This is a genomic window from Delftia sp. DT-2 (assembly GCF_028401915.1).
GTDB classification, from domain to species: Bacteria; Pseudomonadota; Gammaproteobacteria; order Burkholderiales; family Burkholderiaceae_C; genus Comamonas; species Comamonas tsuruhatensis.
On the sequence record NZ_JAQOTI010000011.1, the window covers coordinates 165,498 to 179,041 of the forward strand.

The 13,544-nt window shown below is 64.4% G+C and carries 28 protein-coding genes; 15 read left to right on the forward strand and 13 right to left on the reverse strand.

All coding sequences use genetic code 11. From position 1 onward, the window contains the following. Positions 1-6: 6 nt before the first annotated feature. The 13 genes from PO605_RS20925 to PO605_RS20985 form a co-directional block, all read right to left on the reverse strand. Positions 7-567: a hypothetical protein gene (locus PO605_RS20925; protein ID WP_034364647.1), complete on the reverse strand. Its 561-nt coding sequence runs from the start codon at positions 565-567 to the stop codon at positions 7-9. Beyond that, the gene (locus PO605_RS20930) at positions 564-1,088 is read right to left on the reverse strand and encodes a hypothetical protein (protein WP_272206826.1); all 525 of its coding nucleotides are present in this window, start codon (positions 1,086-1,088) and stop codon (positions 564-566) included. Before PO605_RS20930 ends, PO605_RS20925 begins: the two co-directional genes overlap by 4 nt. Beyond that, entirely contained in the window at positions 1,085-1,342 is a 258-nt protein-coding gene (locus PO605_RS20935; protein WP_272206827.1) for a hypothetical protein, read from the reverse strand. The genes PO605_RS20930 and PO605_RS20935 overlap by 4 nt, the downstream gene beginning before the upstream one ends. Further along, positions 1,335-1,655: a DUF4406 domain-containing protein gene (locus PO605_RS20940; RefSeq protein ID WP_026062991.1), complete on the reverse strand. Its 321-nt coding sequence runs from the start codon at positions 1,653-1,655 to the stop codon at positions 1,335-1,337. Before PO605_RS20940 ends, PO605_RS20935 begins: the two co-directional genes overlap by 8 nt. Then, entirely contained in the window at positions 1,652-2,140 is a 489-nt protein-coding gene (locus PO605_RS20945) for a hypothetical protein (RefSeq protein WP_272206828.1), read from the reverse strand. Before PO605_RS20945 ends, PO605_RS20940 begins: the two co-directional genes overlap by 4 nt. Continuing rightward, entirely contained in the window at positions 2,116-2,343 is a 228-nt protein-coding gene (locus PO605_RS20950; RefSeq protein WP_272206829.1) for a hypothetical protein, read from the reverse strand. Before PO605_RS20950 ends, PO605_RS20945 begins: the two co-directional genes overlap by 25 nt. Beyond that, complete coding sequence (locus PO605_RS20955; protein ID WP_272206830.1) at positions 2,324-2,830, reverse strand: hypothetical protein; 507 nt, start codon at positions 2,828-2,830, stop codon at positions 2,324-2,326. The genes PO605_RS20950 and PO605_RS20955 overlap by 20 nt, the downstream gene beginning before the upstream one ends. Next, a complete protein-coding gene (locus tag PO605_RS20960; protein WP_272206831.1) occupies positions 2,827-3,609 on the reverse strand; it encodes a hypothetical protein in 783 nt (260 codons plus the stop codon). The genes PO605_RS20955 and PO605_RS20960 overlap by 4 nt, the downstream gene beginning before the upstream one ends. Beyond that, positions 3,602-4,621: a hypothetical protein gene (locus PO605_RS20965; RefSeq protein ID WP_272206832.1), complete on the reverse strand. Its 1,020-nt coding sequence runs from the start codon at positions 4,619-4,621 to the stop codon at positions 3,602-3,604. Before PO605_RS20965 ends, PO605_RS20960 begins: the two co-directional genes overlap by 8 nt. Continuing rightward, positions 4,618-5,325, reverse strand: a complete 708-nt coding sequence (locus PO605_RS20970; protein WP_272206833.1) for a phage antirepressor KilAC domain-containing protein — start codon at positions 5,323-5,325, stop codon at positions 4,618-4,620. Before PO605_RS20970 ends, PO605_RS20965 begins: the two co-directional genes overlap by 4 nt. Continuing rightward, the gene (locus PO605_RS20975) at positions 5,322-5,747 is read right to left on the reverse strand and encodes a hypothetical protein (protein WP_272206834.1); all 426 of its coding nucleotides are present in this window, start codon (positions 5,745-5,747) and stop codon (positions 5,322-5,324) included. The genes PO605_RS20970 and PO605_RS20975 overlap by 4 nt, the downstream gene beginning before the upstream one ends. A 69-nt stretch (positions 5,748-5,816) precedes the next feature. Then, entirely contained in the window at positions 5,817-6,221 is a 405-nt protein-coding gene (locus tag PO605_RS20980; RefSeq protein WP_047475209.1) for a hypothetical protein, read from the reverse strand. Then, positions 6,214-6,480, reverse strand: coding sequence for a transcriptional regulator (locus PO605_RS20985; RefSeq protein WP_047475207.1), 267 nt, complete (start codon positions 6,478-6,480; stop codon positions 6,214-6,216). Before PO605_RS20985 ends, PO605_RS20980 begins: the two co-directional genes overlap by 8 nt. Positions 6,481-6,555: 75 nt before the next feature. Here PO605_RS20985 and PO605_RS20990 point away from each other — a divergent pair, with 75 nt between their 5' ends. The 15 genes from PO605_RS20990 to PO605_RS21060 all read left to right on the forward strand — a co-directional run bounded on the left by PO605_RS20990 (position 6,556) and on the right by PO605_RS21060 (position 13,511). Then, a complete protein-coding gene (locus tag PO605_RS20990; protein WP_052195900.1) occupies positions 6,556-7,278 on the forward strand; it encodes a S24 family peptidase in 723 nt (240 codons plus the stop codon). Next, positions 7,260-7,547: a hypothetical protein gene (locus tag PO605_RS20995; protein WP_272206835.1), complete on the forward strand. Its 288-nt coding sequence runs from the start codon at positions 7,260-7,262 to the stop codon at positions 7,545-7,547. Before PO605_RS20990 ends, PO605_RS20995 begins: the two co-directional genes overlap by 19 nt. Continuing rightward, positions 7,540-8,028, forward strand: coding sequence for a hypothetical protein (locus PO605_RS21000; RefSeq protein WP_272206836.1), 489 nt, complete (start codon positions 7,540-7,542; stop codon positions 8,026-8,028). The genes PO605_RS20995 and PO605_RS21000 overlap by 8 nt, the downstream gene beginning before the upstream one ends. Before the next feature lie 153 nt (positions 8,029-8,181). Beyond that, positions 8,182-8,481, forward strand: coding sequence for a hypothetical protein (locus PO605_RS21005; protein WP_272206837.1), 300 nt, complete (start codon positions 8,182-8,184; stop codon positions 8,479-8,481). Between the two features lie 459 nt (positions 8,482-8,940). Beyond that, positions 8,941-9,276, forward strand: a complete 336-nt coding sequence (locus tag PO605_RS21010; RefSeq protein WP_272206838.1) for a hypothetical protein — start codon at positions 8,941-8,943, stop codon at positions 9,274-9,276. Positions 9,277-9,344: 68 nt separating this feature from the next. Then, positions 9,345-9,581 carry an Arc family DNA-binding protein gene (locus PO605_RS21015; RefSeq protein WP_272206839.1) on the forward strand — a complete coding sequence of 79 codons (237 nt, stop codon included), beginning with the start codon at positions 9,345-9,347 and terminating at the stop codon, positions 9,579-9,581. A gap of 582 nt (positions 9,582-10,163) precedes the next feature. After that, on the forward strand, positions 10,164-10,361 hold the full coding sequence (locus PO605_RS21020) for a hypothetical protein (protein ID WP_133073514.1): 198 nt from the start codon (positions 10,164-10,166) through the stop codon (positions 10,359-10,361). Next, positions 10,349-10,660 (forward strand): hypothetical protein, encoded by a 312-nt coding sequence (locus tag PO605_RS21025; RefSeq protein WP_047475203.1) that lies wholly within the window; start codon positions 10,349-10,351, stop codon positions 10,658-10,660. Before PO605_RS21020 ends, PO605_RS21025 begins: the two co-directional genes overlap by 13 nt. A gap of 106 nt (positions 10,661-10,766) precedes the next feature. Then, a complete protein-coding gene (locus PO605_RS21030; RefSeq protein WP_272206840.1) occupies positions 10,767-11,063 on the forward strand; it encodes a hypothetical protein in 297 nt (98 codons plus the stop codon). A gap of 5 nt (positions 11,064-11,068) precedes the next feature. Next, entirely contained in the window at positions 11,069-11,356 is a 288-nt protein-coding gene (locus PO605_RS21035) for a hypothetical protein (RefSeq protein WP_272206841.1), read from the forward strand. A gap of 76 nt (positions 11,357-11,432) precedes the next feature. Next, complete coding sequence (locus PO605_RS21040) at positions 11,433-11,849, forward strand: hypothetical protein (protein ID WP_034369364.1); 417 nt, start codon at positions 11,433-11,435, stop codon at positions 11,847-11,849. Positions 11,850-11,887: 38 nt separating this feature from the next. After that, positions 11,888-12,739 carry a YfdQ family protein gene (locus tag PO605_RS21045; RefSeq protein WP_272206842.1) on the forward strand — a complete coding sequence of 284 codons (852 nt, stop codon included), beginning with the start codon at positions 11,888-11,890 and terminating at the stop codon, positions 12,737-12,739. 45 nt (positions 12,740-12,784) lie between these two features. Further along, a complete protein-coding gene (locus PO605_RS21050) occupies positions 12,785-13,015 on the forward strand; it encodes a hypothetical protein (RefSeq protein WP_034369360.1) in 231 nt (76 codons plus the stop codon). Next, positions 13,012-13,194 carry a hypothetical protein gene (locus PO605_RS21055; protein ID WP_046238030.1) on the forward strand — a complete coding sequence of 61 codons (183 nt, stop codon included), beginning with the start codon at positions 13,012-13,014 and terminating at the stop codon, positions 13,192-13,194. Before PO605_RS21050 ends, PO605_RS21055 begins: the two co-directional genes overlap by 4 nt. 29 nt (positions 13,195-13,223) lie before the next feature. Then, positions 13,224-13,511 carry an H-NS histone family protein gene (locus tag PO605_RS21060; protein WP_272206843.1) on the forward strand — a complete coding sequence of 96 codons (288 nt, stop codon included), beginning with the start codon at positions 13,224-13,226 and terminating at the stop codon, positions 13,509-13,511. Positions 13,512-13,544 lie beyond the last annotated feature (33 nt).

The following is a 13,544-nucleotide window of genomic DNA, read 5'->3' on the forward strand; positions in this document are numbered from 1 at the left end:
TTGACCCTACGCTGCAGCTTGGCCCGACAGCGCACTGAGCAGATCACCCTGACGTCCGTCAACACGCCGCTGAGCTTTTAGCGCTTTCACTTCGCGCTCCAGGTCTCTACGTCTGGCCACCTCCTCCAGCAGTTGGTCCTGCAACTCCGTGACGCGCGTCAGGGCCGTGTGCTCCAGCGCCACGCCTGCCAGTCCCTGACCGAGGCGCGCGGCTTCGGGGCGGACCAGATGCAACACATGCTCCCCAATCTCCACCAAGGTCCGCCCATCGTTGAGGTGAACGATGACGACATCCCGCGCTGGCCCATGCTGGTGCACCGGGCGGTAACACTGCTTCACCGCCGCAATCATTCCCTCGCCGCGCAGCACCTTGATGCGGTCGTCCACCGTGGTGAGGTTCAGGCCTGTCATCTTGTGGATGCGGTCGCGCGTGGGCTCTTCACCGGCCTCGTGCAGCTGGCGGATTGCCTCATAGACCTGCGTCAGCGTGGGCACGGCCTCGACCGCGCCAGTGTCCGGATTGCCGCCGGGCGTCTTGTGGATGGTGCTGGTGGTGGCTTGGTTCATGCGGTTTCACTCCAGAGGGGCAGACGTTGTGGCCATTGGCCGGATTCAAGAATCGTGTGGCGGGTGATGCGGCCCCATTCGAGGCCGTAGTCCCGATGGGCTTCGCGGCCGCCGTCAACAAGGCGGTATCGGTCGTAAGCGACGTGGCAGCCCTCGATGCCCGGCCGGGTGCAGCACAGCGGGAATCCGGTGCGGTCGTCTGTCTTGAGCGCGAAGCCTTTGCCCAGGTTCAGATGGGCGTGCTGGCTGTAGTCGAAAATGCCGCACCAGATGCAAGGCAGCGCGGCGACGGCGCGGCGGTAGGCTTCGCATTCCAGGCTCTCGGCCTTGGGCACGACCAAGCCCGTGCTGGCCCCGCCCATCACAACGATGCTGGTGCACGCCATGCCGGCAGTGGCGCGGGCGCTGTCCATGGCGCGGGCCGCACGCTGCGCCAGGCGCTCTTCGCGGTCCTGCGCTGGCGCGACGGCGAGCCGGCGGCCGAAGCCGCGGCTGGGCCAGGTGCTCCGGTTCTGGATCATCGGATGTCGCCCTCCACATCCACCTGCACCAGAAAGCCGTGGTCGCCCATCACGCACACACGCGTGGGGCCGTACTGTTCCAGGCGGCAGCAGCGGTTTTCCGACCAGACGGAGAAGCGGTAGCGCCCCAGGATATCGGGGCCTTCAATGCGCTCGCGCATTGCGGCGCCACGCCACAGGGGCGGGTGCTGGGGCGCGGTGCGCACGGGGCCGCGCTGGCCACGGCGCGGAAGGTCGGGGCGGAAATCAAGCATGTGCGCCGCCCTCCCCTGCGCTGGCATCGAAGTCCTGCACCTCCAGACCCAGCACGCGCGCCACAAAACTCTCCAACCGGGCGCCGCGCGACTGCTTCCAGCCCGGCAGCCGGTGCACGGCATCGCAGGTGCAAAGCTGCGGCAGCGCCAGACGCATGTAGCCGGCCCAGCTGCCGCACGCTGGCGCGGGATTCTCCGCAGGGTTCTCGACGTGGTGGCCCTGGGCGCGCAGCACGGCGGCCGCGCGGTTGAAGGCCGGGTAGTTGAACTCTGGCAGGCCTGTCATCGGGCCGGCGATGTAGATGCGCTTCATGGCCGTGCCCTCCGGAAGGACCACGCGATCATGGCGGCGTCACGCTGGTGCTGATTGCTGCGACCGGCCCAGCCGGTCAGGCGACTGAAGGTGGCGGCATCGATCTTGGCGCCGTGGGCACTGCCGGCCTTCGCGCTGGGCGGCATGCCGTGGCAGGCAATGCCGAGGCTGGCGCATAGGGTCTCGATCAGCACGCACCAAGCATCGATCTCACCCACGTTACGCGCCATCTTGGCCCGCGCCGCGGCGCTGCCCTGGCCGGTCCAGGTCTTCCGCGCCTTGCGGCTGTCTTCGAAGATCACCAGCGTGGGCGCCCTGCCCTGCAGCGTCTGCAGGATCTGCGCTGGTGCAATCTCCTCCAGCGCCTGCAGCTGGCCGTCCACGATCCAGGCCAGCCCCGTGTGCTTGCCCGGGTCCATGCCCAGCACCGTAATCGGGCCTTGGTGGCCAGCCGGCACCGTCACGCGCGGGGCGGCGGGCGCCACGCGAGCGCCTGCAGCTGCTGCACCACCTGCTGCTCGATGTCCACGAACAGTCGGGACTCGTCCCTGTCCAGCTTCCTGGCCCTGGCCTTGACGTACTCCCACCACCCGGGTTGCTGGGTCAGCTTGACGAGGTGCGCCACGGCTGCCGCGCTGAGATTGATTTGGTGTTGCTGCCATTGATGATCAGACGACGATGAATTCATGGGTGTCGCTGCCGTGGCTGTTGACCAGCAGCTCGCGCAGACGGCGTTCGGTGGCGCGGTGCGCGCGGATGAAGGTGCGTGCCGGGATCACCTCCAGCACCTGGCCGTAGGCCTCGCCGAACTCGACCAGGTGGCCCAGCTGCACGGCGTTCAGGCGCATCTCCTGTCCGTGGCCGTGCTTGCGGCCCAGGTCCACGACGGCCACCAAGGCATCAGCAAACAGGCTCTCGGCCTCGGGCTCTGTGAAGACGCCCATGCCCAGCAGCGTTTCGGACAGGTTCGCGGCGTCGGCCAGGTCGCGCCAGTGCTGGACGGTGGGAGCGGCATAGCCGACGGCATGCACGGCGGCCAGGACTGCAGCAGCCAAGGGCTCGCGCTTGCGCTGGTGCAGCGGCTGCCGTTCGCTGGCCGATAGCTCCTGTGCCAGCGTGTAGGTGTAGGGCAGCCGCAGGTAGTCGCGGCTCACGGCGGAATGGATGGCGCTCATGGCTGGCTCCCCTGCTGGTGCTGCGCCACGGCGGCGGCAGCGCGGCGCTTTGCCTGACTCAGGCGCATGCGGCCGGCGCGGGCCTGGACCTGCACGGGCGTGAAACGCGCGGCCTTGAGTGCAAAGGCTTCGCGCAGGGCGGCCAGCTTGGACAGCACCTCACGCTTCGGGCCGCTGGGCATGGACTCAGGTGCCGGCAGCGCCAGGGCGGCGCGCGGGGCCGGCAGCTGCAGCTGCTCGCGCAGGTCGTCAGTCAGGCCCTCCAGCCCGCCCGGCAGCCTGCCTGCCGTGATGGCTTCCTGCACGGCGCGCGTGCGGGCTTCGGGGTCGTGCCCCAGGCTAACCTGAACCACAGGACGACGGCGCAGTGCACGGGCCTCGCCGGTGATCCTGCCGTAGGCCTCGATGAAGGCCTGCCGGGCGCCGAACTTGTCGCCGGCATCCAGCAGCGGCGCGGCCACGGCCCAGGCCTGGGCGATCTCATCGGTCCACACCACAGTGGCCTGCTGGTCTGCGCTGGTCAGCGCCAGGGCGTAGGCCTCGGCCGGCAGCATGCGGCCCATGGCGTGGTCCACGTACTGCAGCACGGTGCCGGTGAGGATCGGGCCGCGATGCTCGGCGCGGATGCGGGCAAGGGCCAGGCGCAGCACAGGCTTGTCGATGTGGGCCAGATCTTCCGCCAGCAGCAGCAGCGCTGCAGGCCGGACCTGCTGGCCGCTCAGCTCCATCGTGGCGCCCAGCTCCTCCAGCAGCCAGTCGGTGGCGTGGGGGTCAGACATCGATCACCTCCCCCTGGCCTTGTTCGGCACCCGCGCCTGCGGCCTGGGCAGCGCCCGCACGCTCGCGCATCAGCCGCTTGGCTTCTTCGATGGCGCCAGCGTTCGCGCTGGTCTGGTCGGCTTGGCGGGCCTGTGTGCTGGTCATCCCAACGCCGGTCTGGCACTGCGTTGCCCACTTCTCAGCGTTCTGCTGCAGCAGGCGGACGGGGTGCATCTCCCGGACGATGAAGTCTTCCTGCACACGGCGCACGTAGTGCACGGCGATGCGGGGGGCGACCTCGGCGCCAACACGGTCGATGAAGTTGCAGATCTGGCCGCCCACCGTCTGGTTCCAGACGGGCCAGCTGCGATACCGGCCCTCGTAGGCAATGGCGTATGCGATCCAGGTCTTGTGGGACTTGGTGTCCGGACCGGGGTAGCGCAGCTCAGCAGGGATCTCGTGGATGGTCCCGTTGGGTGCCGTCACACGCATCGGCTCAGCAGCAGCGTGGGGGGCTTCAGCCCCCGGCGCAATACTCTCTGCTGTAGTCTCTGAAGTAGTCTCTGTTGTAGTCTTACTTAGTTTAGATTGCGGGATTCCTGCAGACCTGTTTGCAGCTTTCCCGCGAACCTGTTTGCGGGTTTTCTGCGAACCTGTTTGCGGGGTTCCAGCATCCTTGATTGCAGGATTCCTGCAATCTTGTTTGCAGGGGGTGTCCAGGCCTTCCAACTGGCTCACCAGCGCATCGATGCTGACTCGGAAATACAGCTTGGCAGGGATACCCCGGCGAGCCTCTTCCATGAGCCCCAGCGACAGCAGCTTCTTGCGGGCGGTCTCCTGCTCAGTGCGGCTCAGGCCGGTTTCATCCTCCCACTCCACCTGCGTCTTGAAGAACCAGCCATCGTCGTCAGAACCACGGTTGGCCCAATACACAGCCTGGGAGAGCATCAGCGCGCCAGTGATGCCAGCGCCAAGGTGAACGAACGAGCGCTGGAAGGCAATTGGACGGTCCAGCATGGAAGCGAGGTTCATGCACGCTCCCCTTGCGCCAGGCGGGCTTGGTGCTGGCCCCACAGGCCGGCTACCCAGTTCACGCCCTTGGGGGTGAACTTCGTGGTGTTGAAGGCATGCTCGTTGGCCTGGGCCACACCCGTCTTCACGACAAAGCGGCCGGCATCGATGTGACACTGGTGCGCAGTCCACTCGCCGCCCAGGCGGTACATGATCTTTTCGTCCTGCAGCCAGGCCCGGAATGCGTGCTCGTTCGCGCCCAGCAGCTTGGCCACCTGACGGAAGCCCTTCGCGCCGTTGGCGGCCACGTAGCGATCCACGTATTCGGCCTTGGGCGCGGCCAGTGCCAGGGCGGCCTGCTGCTGCTCGATCTGCTCGGCTTGTTCAGCGGCCAAGCGCAGCGCCTGAGACATCGTGCGCGGCACCGCTGGCGCGGCCTGAGCCTCCAGCTCCTGCCACCGCTTCACCACCTTCATGCGCGCCACGGCGTCGTAGCCCAGCAGCAGGGTCAGGCAGGTGTCCTTGTCGATCAAGAACTCCTCGTAGCTCTGTCCGTTTTGGGGGTGTATCCAGTTCTGGATAGACCCCTTGAACATGGGGCCCAGTTGATCCTTCAGGGCCCGCAGGTCTCGCATGACGTGGAAATGCTCTTTCCCTGTCTCTTCAGCGATCTGGCGGCTGCTCATCATCAGCACGGCTGCGGAAATTGCTGTGATCGCGTTCATTGGGCATGCCCTCCGAATTCGGGGCTACCAAAAGGCCCTATGAGCTTGGCCAGCGCCTGGGTACGCTGCGCGTCATGGTTCACTTTCTCCACCACCATCTGCCGATAGGTCTTGCCGTAGACCAGGGCGTACACGCAGTCGCGCAGCACCATCGATGTGTCCGTGGCCTGCTGGCCGCAGTGGCGCAGGAACAGGTCGGCCGTGGCCTCGTCCACCTTGGTGCGCAGCGGGATGTCCAGTTTGCCCAGGGGACCGGCAATGCCGCGCGCGAACATGGGCCCGCCAGCGTCTTCGTCCAGTTGGTCCTGGACACGGGCCAGCACCCGCTCGGCCTGCTCAGCGTCGAGGTCGGCCAGGATCACCTGGATCGCCCTGAATGCAGCCGCTTCAGCCCGGCTCAGCTTTTCGTGGGTGTCACGCATGCGGGACTACTCCTAGGAATGAATGAGAGGGATTGGCAGCAGGCGTGGGAGGATGGGAATCCCTCCCACCTACCCCTGCTGCTCGCCGCCGGTGTCGCGGCCAATCGAGAACAGGCGCGCGGCCTCTTCACGGGTCAGGCGCAGCTCGGCGAAGCCCACCTTGATGACGATGCGGTCCTCAAGGTCGGTGATGGAGATGGCGCGCCGGCACAACGAGGAAGGTGCATCGGGGAACTCGGAGAAGCTCCATGTGACCTCGCCCTCTGCAGCCCCGATGTGCTTTTCCTGCGCCTCGTAGGTGCCCAGCACAGCAGGAGTCACCGGCGCGGACCCCGCCGTCTGCAAGGCTTCGTAGTAGGTGATTTCAGACTCCCAGCGCTGCAGAGCTGTATTGCGGTGGCGCTGCAGGGCGCTGTGCAGGCGCTGCTGGTGCGGCAGCGGGCCGGGACGCTTGACAGTGCGAGCCTTATGCATGGCCCTGCTCCTGTGCGGCGGGCTGTGCAAGCTCGGGCCAGATGTCCTGCCAGTCGTTGGGGCGGAGGTCTCGGCGGGAGACCGTCCCGCTGGAGAGCGCTTCGATCCTGGGGCTAAGCGCCTTCGGAACAGGACGCCGCCTCTTGATCCACTGGTTCACAGTGGGCGCGGATACCTGTAAGGCACGAGCCAGGGCAGCTTGGCTGCCGACAAGGTCGACAACCGCCTGCACCGCAAGTCCGGGGTGTGAGTACGTCATACCCCATGATAAGGCTCTGCCTAATTTTGATCAATAGGCATTGCCTACGCACACCCACACATGGAACATTAGGCAATGCTTACTGGTGAAAAATTAGGCCAAGCCATCGCTGAAGCCATCGAACTGAAGGGCGTCTCCAAGAAGGAGGTGGCCGAGCACTTTGAGGTAAGGCCCCCATCCATCCAAGACTGGGTGAATCGCGGGACCATCAGCAAGGACAAGCTCCCTAAGCTCTGGAGCTACTTCGCAGACGTGGTCCAGCCAGCGCACTGGGGGCTGCCCGATTACCCGCCAGGGACTACCGCCGACAACTCAAAACATGGGGAGAACGTTATCCAGGTCATCGATGACACCCCGCCGCCTGGCTACGTCCGCCTGCAGCATCTGTCTGTCCGGCCGTCGATGGGTCCGGGCTCGCACATGGATGAGGCGGTGCAGATCGTCCGCCACCTCGATGTCTTGGAAAGCTGGGTCCGCAAGAAGATCGGGACCGTCAACCCTGAGCGCATCAAGATCATGACGGGCAACGGCCACAGCATGAAACCAACTATTCAAGATGAAGACTTGGTATTTGTAGATATGGGACAGCGGACCATTGACGCACAGGGTATTTACGTCATCGATGTTTACAACCGCCTCTTGTTAAAGAAAGCCCTAATACTTTCTGACGGCACCCTGGTCCTTCGCAGTGACAACATCGTGGACTACCCCGACGAAGAGCGAATTGATCTTCGCAAGGCTTCTGAGTGCATCAACATAGCTGGCAAGGTGCTAGCCTGGTGGACTATGAAGCATTGAAAAACGAGTTGCTCATGACTATAGATGGAACAATTCAAGACTTTGCACTCGCAAGTGTGCGGCTTCATCTTTCCCAACAAGTGACCACAAGAGCCCTGCAGAGTGCCGTGGAAGAACTTATTGAACTACTCCAAGAGATGCCAAGCGTTTCGCATCAGGCTATTGGAAGGCTAGAAGCGGTACGCCAGAAGACCTCAGATCAAATTGCAGAGGCAGAAGAGCGAACCGACGAACTTATTGCCGCGTTGGAGAAGCTCGTAAATGGTTGAGCACATAGACGAAGTCTCTCGCAAGAGAGAGCAGATAATGCGAGGGCTGGAGCTGAAGGCGCACTCCGGGCAGAGGTTGAAAGGCGGCGGGCCACCAACTGATAATGGGGACATGGAAGCACGCGTCGCCGCCTTAGAAGAGGCCATCAAAAATCTGCCCACCAAGGCAGATTTGGATACGCTGCGTCGTGAAACGAAGGCGGAGTGGTCGGAGTTCACCAACGCATCTAAGGCAGACTTCGCTGCGTTACGCGCAGACATAGCGAAGAGCCAAGCCGACATGCACAAGGCAATCGCGGACAACCACCGTTGGACCCACGGGGCACTTATCGGCATTGGGACGATTGCAGTCGCTGGCATCATCGGCGTTATTTCGACAATCTGGACGGCTGGGAAGCCGCCACCCCAGTCCGCACCATCTTCGCCCCAACAACCCATCATCATCAATGTGCCATCTCCGGGCGTGACACCAAAACCATAGCGCACTGCCCTGCCCCCAGAAGCCAGCCCGCCTAGAGCGGGCTTTTTCATGGTCGGCGGCAGGCATGCGGCGCGCCATGTAACAAATTACTGTACACGCATACAGTTGTCATGCATACTAGAACTGTGTTTTTAACCAGCACCAAGGATGCACATGACCACTTCCGCCCTCACCTCACTTCGAGTCACTCTTCAAGACTGCATCGGCATCGAGCACGACATCAAGGCCAAGGCCGAAGCCCGCTTCGCCAAGGTCATTGAACGAAGCTTCCCAAACCAAGAGGCCATGACCCGGGCCTACAAGCTCTTCAACGATGCGGCCGAGGGCGGCGTAATCGGGAAGGCCAACGAGCCAGTGGCGCTCTCCTGGCAGAAAGCCTATGAGGCAGCCCAGCAAGCCGGACTCCAGGGGATCGCTGTGGAGGAGGCCTACTTTGAAGTCCGTCTGCACTGAGCGCATCGGCAGTGCATCAAAAATAATAAGGCAACGCCTATTGCAAGAAATTAGGCATCGCCTTATTATCGCCCTCAACGTACCTGACCACCGCACATCGCGGACCGGCAGGGGAGTTGGGCACCACGGCATCGACCGGGCAAGCCCCGGTCTTTCAAAAGTTGCAGCCGATGCTTGCCCCACCTGCGGGGCATTCCGGCACACGCATCAGCGGGCATGGGCCGCTGCTCTGCTCTGGCAGTCCTGCCAGGCCACAGTCCGCCAAAGCGCGGTAGACGGGCAGTTTGGTGAGGCAAACAGGATTGCCAAGATCAGAAACATGTTGAGGTTTACAGGGATACCAAGATCAGCAAAGCCCTGCGCGAAAGCGCTGACAGCCCGGAAAGAACGGGCGAAACAAAAGAGGCTTCTCGATTCGGGAGGCCTTTTCTGTTTCCGCCACCACCACAGGAGATCACCGTGAACCAATCCCAATCCCTCGCCCATCTCGGCGCCGCCCCTGCCCGCGGAGTCAGCACCCTGCACGCCGCTGCCCAGGCCCAACCCGTCAGCCACGTCGAAGCCGCGCTCAGCAACGTCGATGCAGGCATGGATGACTTGAAGAACACCATCAGGCGCATCTCGGGCCGCCTGGAACCCGTGATGTCGGCTGCCGGCATCTCAGCCGAGGGCAGTGCGCACGAGGCTGAACCTGCATCCTCCACGCCGCTGGTGCGCCGGCTGAACGAGCTGGCCAACCAGCTGCGCCAGGACTGCGCCGTCCTGCGGGACTTGGAGCAGCGCCTGGCGCTGTGATGAGGATGAAGGCGCCATCAGAACGCAAGATTGACCAGCGTGGTGCTGGTCGCGAGAGCCACAAATCCATGATCCGCTTCCCGCTGGGGATCTATGAGGCTCTGTGGAACTCGGCCCAGAACGAGGGCCGCAGCTTCAACGCGGAAATCCTGCACCGCCTGGCCCAGACCCTGGGCGAGGACTTCGCCGCCGAGCAGCCAGCTGCGCAGCCGGTGCTGGCCGAGATGCTGGCCCAGATGCGCGAGCAGACCGGCCTGTTGCGCGAGCTGGTGGAGCTGGCGCGCGACGCTGCCAATCCCGATTGAGCGGATTGACAGCGGGATCGAAACGCCCCCGGCCATGCGCCGGGGCCATCACAGATAGGGAGTGCGCAGGCTGATGCGACAGAAGGAACCTCGGGCGGATAGGACAAACGGGTCGCAACCGTACCTTGTAACGCCGCCAAGCCGGAGATCAGCACCGGCCCCTATCTGTGATGGCCAATCGTGACGGGTAGTTGCCCACCCGCAAGCGGTGAGAGTCCGCCAAACCGTCAATAGAAGGAAAGCCGGGGCGAATACGGCCGGCCATCAATCCATACCCTGGCCACGGGGTCGCAGAGGCCTTACCAGCCGCAGCAGGTGGAAGCCCTGCACCTTTTACTCTCCGTTCACATTTGCCCGGCCGTAGGCAGAGTATCGTGGACGCAATCAGTTTCCACGCCGAGCCTGGGCATCCTCCTCCCTCCCTCTCTACTTCCCAGGCGCGCCTTTCAAGGCATCGGCACTTTCCATCAAGGCCCTGCAGCTTCACCAGTTGCAGGGCCTTTTTTGTTTCGTGGGTCGCCTTGTGCGGCATTTGGCCCGCCCTGCAGCAATGTGGGGCGGGCGCTTTTTTTGGAATCCACCATGAGATCCAGATTCACCCGGCTGCGCGGCGATCGCGGCCAAGCCGCCTATGAGCCGCGCTCACTTGCCGAATGGAAAGAAGAAGAGCGCCTGTTGGCAGAGGCTGCAGCCCAGCGCCGACAGCAGCAAGCCACAAACCCCACGAATCCGCCTCCCGGCGGATTTGTTGTTTCCGGAGAGCCCAAATGCAACGAGTGATCCCCTCCGAGCCCTTCAATCCCGATCCCGATGCGCGCTTCCTCCGCGAGGCCTCGCGTCCTGGCCCTGTTTCCGAGCCGGGCCCAGCGCCCACGCATGGTGGCTGGCTGCTGCTGTGCCTTGTCCTGCTGGTGGCCCTGGCTCTCAGCGCATGTGCCGATGCTGGCGCGGCCCAGGACCCCGTGCCCAGCGCAGCGGACGTGCAGCGCGCGCACAGCGCCGCCCAGGCCTGCCCGCCCGGTCATGCAGTCGTGTGGACCGGCCCGCAATCGATGGAATGCCTACGCGAGTTCCCATGACCAAACTCCTCGGCTTTTTCCTCTGGTCGGCCTTCTCGGCCGCCGGTTTTGCTGCTGCGGTCGCCATCTCCGGAGCACCCCTTTTCTGAACCTGGAGCACCAGCTCATGAGCCAATTCACAGACCCCATCGAAGGCGTGCGCGTCACCCACGAGATCACGTCCAACCACCACGCCCATGCCATGACGCATGTGGCTGAGCCGATCATCGAAATCCTGAGCGCCTATGGCCAGCGCAACGGCAACACGTTTGCCCTGTATGGCGGCCTGTACGCCATGGGCTGCGCCCTGGCCAGCGTCGGCGCGAACCTGGAGCCCGGCGTGGATCTGCGTCAGCAGCTCGAACCCATGCTCGCCGGCTACCAGGCAATGCGCGAGTCCCAGGTCAAGGCACAGGCCCACTGATCACCATGGCGAATCCCGAGAAGCTCAACCTCTCGCAGATCTGCGCGGCCTTCGCGCCCGTGTTGCAGCTCAATGCGGCAAACCTTGCAGCCCTGGGCGTGCCCTTTGAGAAGGACCGCAACGCTGTGCTGATGAACGCCCGCGACCTGCCGCGCCTGGCCGACGCCCTGATCGACCGGCTCTACCAGAAGCGTGAGGAATTCCTGGCCGGGCCCGCGCCGCGCGCGCCAGCGATCCCTGTGCCCGCCATCCAGCACCTGCCGGCCGACGACACCGAAGGCGGCGCGATATAGCCGACCCTCCCCTGCTCTCCCTCAAAGCCCACCACCTGGTGGGCATTTTTTTGCCTCAACCAGATAGGAGCACCCAGTGAGCAAGCTCATCAATCCCACCCTCAAATCCAGGCGCCAGGCCTTCGCCGACTTCCTGGCAAACAGCGCGCCCTTCCTGGGCGAGGAAGCCACCGAGGCCCTGAACGACCTGGTGCACGCCACCACGGAAACGGGCAAAGCTGGTTCGCTGACTCTGACCATCAAGATGAAGCCGATCGGCGGCAAGGCCGGCCAGATGGAGCTGGACACCGACGTGAAGACCAAGCTGCCCGCGCCTACGAAGGGCCGAACCATCCTCTTCACCACCCCCGACAACAACCTGCAGCGCAGCGATCCCCGCCAGCAAACGCTGGATGGCGTGCGCGACGTGTCGCAGGAATCCATTGCCCAGAAGGAGCTGCGCCAAACCGCCGCAGCCCCTGAGCAGCAGCCCGGCCTCCGCGTCGTCGGCTGACTCCCACTCCCCCAACCCAGTCCCTTGAGGAGAACCCCGTGGACCTGCAAGACACCAAGACCGAAACCGCCAGCCGTGAAATCCAGGCGGCCACCCACCAACACATCCGCTTTGTCGGCGCCGGCGCACCCATCGTGCTGCTCCCCGAAGGCTTCACTGCTGAAGACCTGAGCTACACGCTCGCGGCTCCGACCCGCAAGAAGGGCACGGTGCAGTTGAACGATGCCGAATCGTTCATCGCCGTGGTCAACGACCAGAAGGGTGAATCCACTCGTCTGTTCAGCACCATCGACCCGCCCACCTTCACTGCCGTGTTCAATCACATCGCGTTCGGCAGTGGCTGGGGCGATCACCAAGCTCGCTACAACGCTCCCCTCTCGCCGGAGTGGAAGGCGTGGACAGGCATGGATGGCAAGAAGGTGGGCCAGGTCGATCTCGCGCAGTTCATCGAGAGCAACCTGGTCGATGTCGTCTACATCGCGGCCGACCCTGCCACGCGCGAGCCTGGCAGCCCGGACGGCTCTACGTTGCTGGAGGTGTGCCGCACGCTGGAAGCCAAGAAGAAGGTGGACTTCAAGAGCAGCGTACGCCTCTCGGACGGCTCGACCCAGTTCACCTACGACGAAGACGTGCAGGGCAGCGCGCGCCAGGGCCAACTTCAGGTGCCCGAGCAGTTCAGCCTGGGCATTCCCGTCTTCGAGAACGGCGACAAGTGGCGTGTGGATGTGCGCTTCCGCTACCGCATCGACGGCGGCAACCTCGTCATGTGGTTGGAGCTGGTCCGTCCGCACAAGGTTGTTGAGCAGGCCGTGAAGGACCTGCGCGAAAAGATCGCCGCCGCCACCGAGCTGCAGATCCTCAACGGCGCGCCGAACACCGCGCGCAACTGATTGCGGGGGCACCTATCTTGGGCGCCCTTTGCGAACTCCCCCGTCATGGCCACACCACCTGAAAAGGTCTGCACCACCTGCGGCGAGCCATGGCCCGCCGACGTGGGCTTCTTTCGCGCCCTGGTCAAAAGCCCCGACGGGCTGGCCGACCAGTGCAACGCCTGCGTATGTGACAAGTACCGCCGCTATCGCATCCGCAACCCCTCCCGCCCGCGCGCCACCGACATGCTGGCCAGCATCTGGATGCGGCCGGCGGCCCCAGCCTCAACAGCATGAACCAAGACACCGAACACCAGCCCACGCGCGCCGAGCGCGATCTGCCAGCCGCGCGCCGCGCCGCCGAACGTGCCCGCGCCATCTGGTGGGACGAGCAGAAGCCCACGCACTGCTTCGGCTGTGGCGCCGAACTGCCCGAAGACCATCACCGCGGCGATGCCCTGCCCTGCGGCCACTGACCACCCCGTCCAAGAAAGGAACCCCTGACATGACCGACTACCAGAACCTGCTGGCCCGCAAGGCCGAACTCGAAGCCCAGATCGCCCAGGCCCAGGCCGAGCGCAAAGCCGAGGGCATCGCCGCGGCCCGCGCGCTGATCCAGGAGCACGGCCTGACCGCTGCCGATGTCTTCCCGCCCGCGAAGTCCAAAGGCAGCGTGGGCACCCCGAAGTACCGCGACCCCGCCACCGGCGCGACGTGGACGGGCCGGGGCAAGCCACCGAACTGGATCAATGGGAAGGACCGCACGCCTTTCTTGATTGTCCAAGCGGCTTGAGGCAGATTCAAATGCAGGGCCGATTTGGCCCTG

Bases quoted from the DNA above. Each gene is read 5' to 3' on its own strand.
- PO605_RS20930 (WP_272206826.1), bottom strand. From the start codon at position 1,088: ATGATCCAGAACCGGAGCACCTGGCCCAGCCGCGGCTTCGGCCGCCGG.
- PO605_RS21060 (WP_272206843.1), top strand. From the start codon at position 13,224: ATGACCGACTACCAGAACCTGCTGGCCCGCAAGGCCGAACTCGAAGCC.
- PO605_RS20970 (WP_272206833.1), bottom strand. From the start codon at position 5,325: ATGAACGCGATCACAGCAATTTCCGCAGCCGTGCTGATGATGAGCAGC.
- PO605_RS20955 (WP_272206830.1), bottom strand. From the start codon at position 2,830: ATGAGCGCCATCCATTCCGCCGTGAGCCGCGACTACCTGCGGCTGCCC.
- PO605_RS20925 (WP_034364647.1), bottom strand. From the start codon at position 567: ATGAACCAAGCCACCACCAGCACCATCCACAAGACGCCCGGCGGCAAT.
- PO605_RS20985 (WP_047475207.1), bottom strand. From the start codon at position 6,480: ATGACGTACTCACACCCCGGACTTGCGGTGCAGGCGGTTGTCGACCTT.
- PO605_RS20960 (WP_272206831.1), bottom strand. From the start codon at position 3,609: ATGTCTGACCCCCACGCCACCGACTGGCTGCTGGAGGAGCTGGGCGCC.
- PO605_RS21005 (WP_272206837.1), top strand. From the start codon at position 8,182: ATGACCACTTCCGCCCTCACCTCACTTCGAGTCACTCTTCAAGACTGC.
- PO605_RS20940 (WP_026062991.1), bottom strand. From the start codon at position 1,655: ATGAAGCGCATCTACATCGCCGGCCCGATGACAGGCCTGCCAGAGTTC.
- PO605_RS21030 (WP_272206840.1), top strand. From the start codon at position 10,767: ATGAGCCAATTCACAGACCCCATCGAAGGCGTGCGCGTCACCCACGAG.
- PO605_RS20935 (WP_272206827.1), bottom strand. From the start codon at position 1,342: ATGCTTGATTTCCGCCCCGACCTTCCGCGCCGTGGCCAGCGCGGCCCC.
- PO605_RS20990 (WP_052195900.1), top strand. From the start codon at position 6,556: ATGCTTACTGGTGAAAAATTAGGCCAAGCCATCGCTGAAGCCATCGAA.
- PO605_RS21055 (WP_046238030.1), top strand. From the start codon at position 13,012: ATGAACCAAGACACCGAACACCAGCCCACGCGCGCCGAGCGCGATCTG.
- PO605_RS21025 (WP_047475203.1), top strand. From the start codon at position 10,349: ATGCAACGAGTGATCCCCTCCGAGCCCTTCAATCCCGATCCCGATGCG.
- PO605_RS21050 (WP_034369360.1), top strand. From the start codon at position 12,785: ATGGCCACACCACCTGAAAAGGTCTGCACCACCTGCGGCGAGCCATGG.
- PO605_RS21020 (WP_133073514.1), top strand. From the start codon at position 10,164: ATGAGATCCAGATTCACCCGGCTGCGCGGCGATCGCGGCCAAGCCGCC.
- PO605_RS21015 (WP_272206839.1), top strand. From the start codon at position 9,345: ATGATCCGCTTCCCGCTGGGGATCTATGAGGCTCTGTGGAACTCGGCC.
- PO605_RS21000 (WP_272206836.1), top strand. From the start codon at position 7,540: ATGGTTGAGCACATAGACGAAGTCTCTCGCAAGAGAGAGCAGATAATG.
- PO605_RS20965 (WP_272206832.1), bottom strand. From the start codon at position 4,621: ATGAACCTCGCTTCCATGCTGGACCGTCCAATTGCCTTCCAGCGCTCG.
- PO605_RS20980 (WP_047475209.1), bottom strand. From the start codon at position 6,221: ATGCATAAGGCTCGCACTGTCAAGCGTCCCGGCCCGCTGCCGCACCAG.
- PO605_RS20975 (WP_272206834.1), bottom strand. From the start codon at position 5,747: ATGCGTGACACCCACGAAAAGCTGAGCCGGGCTGAAGCGGCTGCATTC.
- PO605_RS20950 (WP_272206829.1), bottom strand. From the start codon at position 2,343: ATGAATTCATCGTCGTCTGATCATCAATGGCAGCAACACCAAATCAAT.
- PO605_RS21035 (WP_272206841.1), top strand. From the start codon at position 11,069: ATGGCGAATCCCGAGAAGCTCAACCTCTCGCAGATCTGCGCGGCCTTC.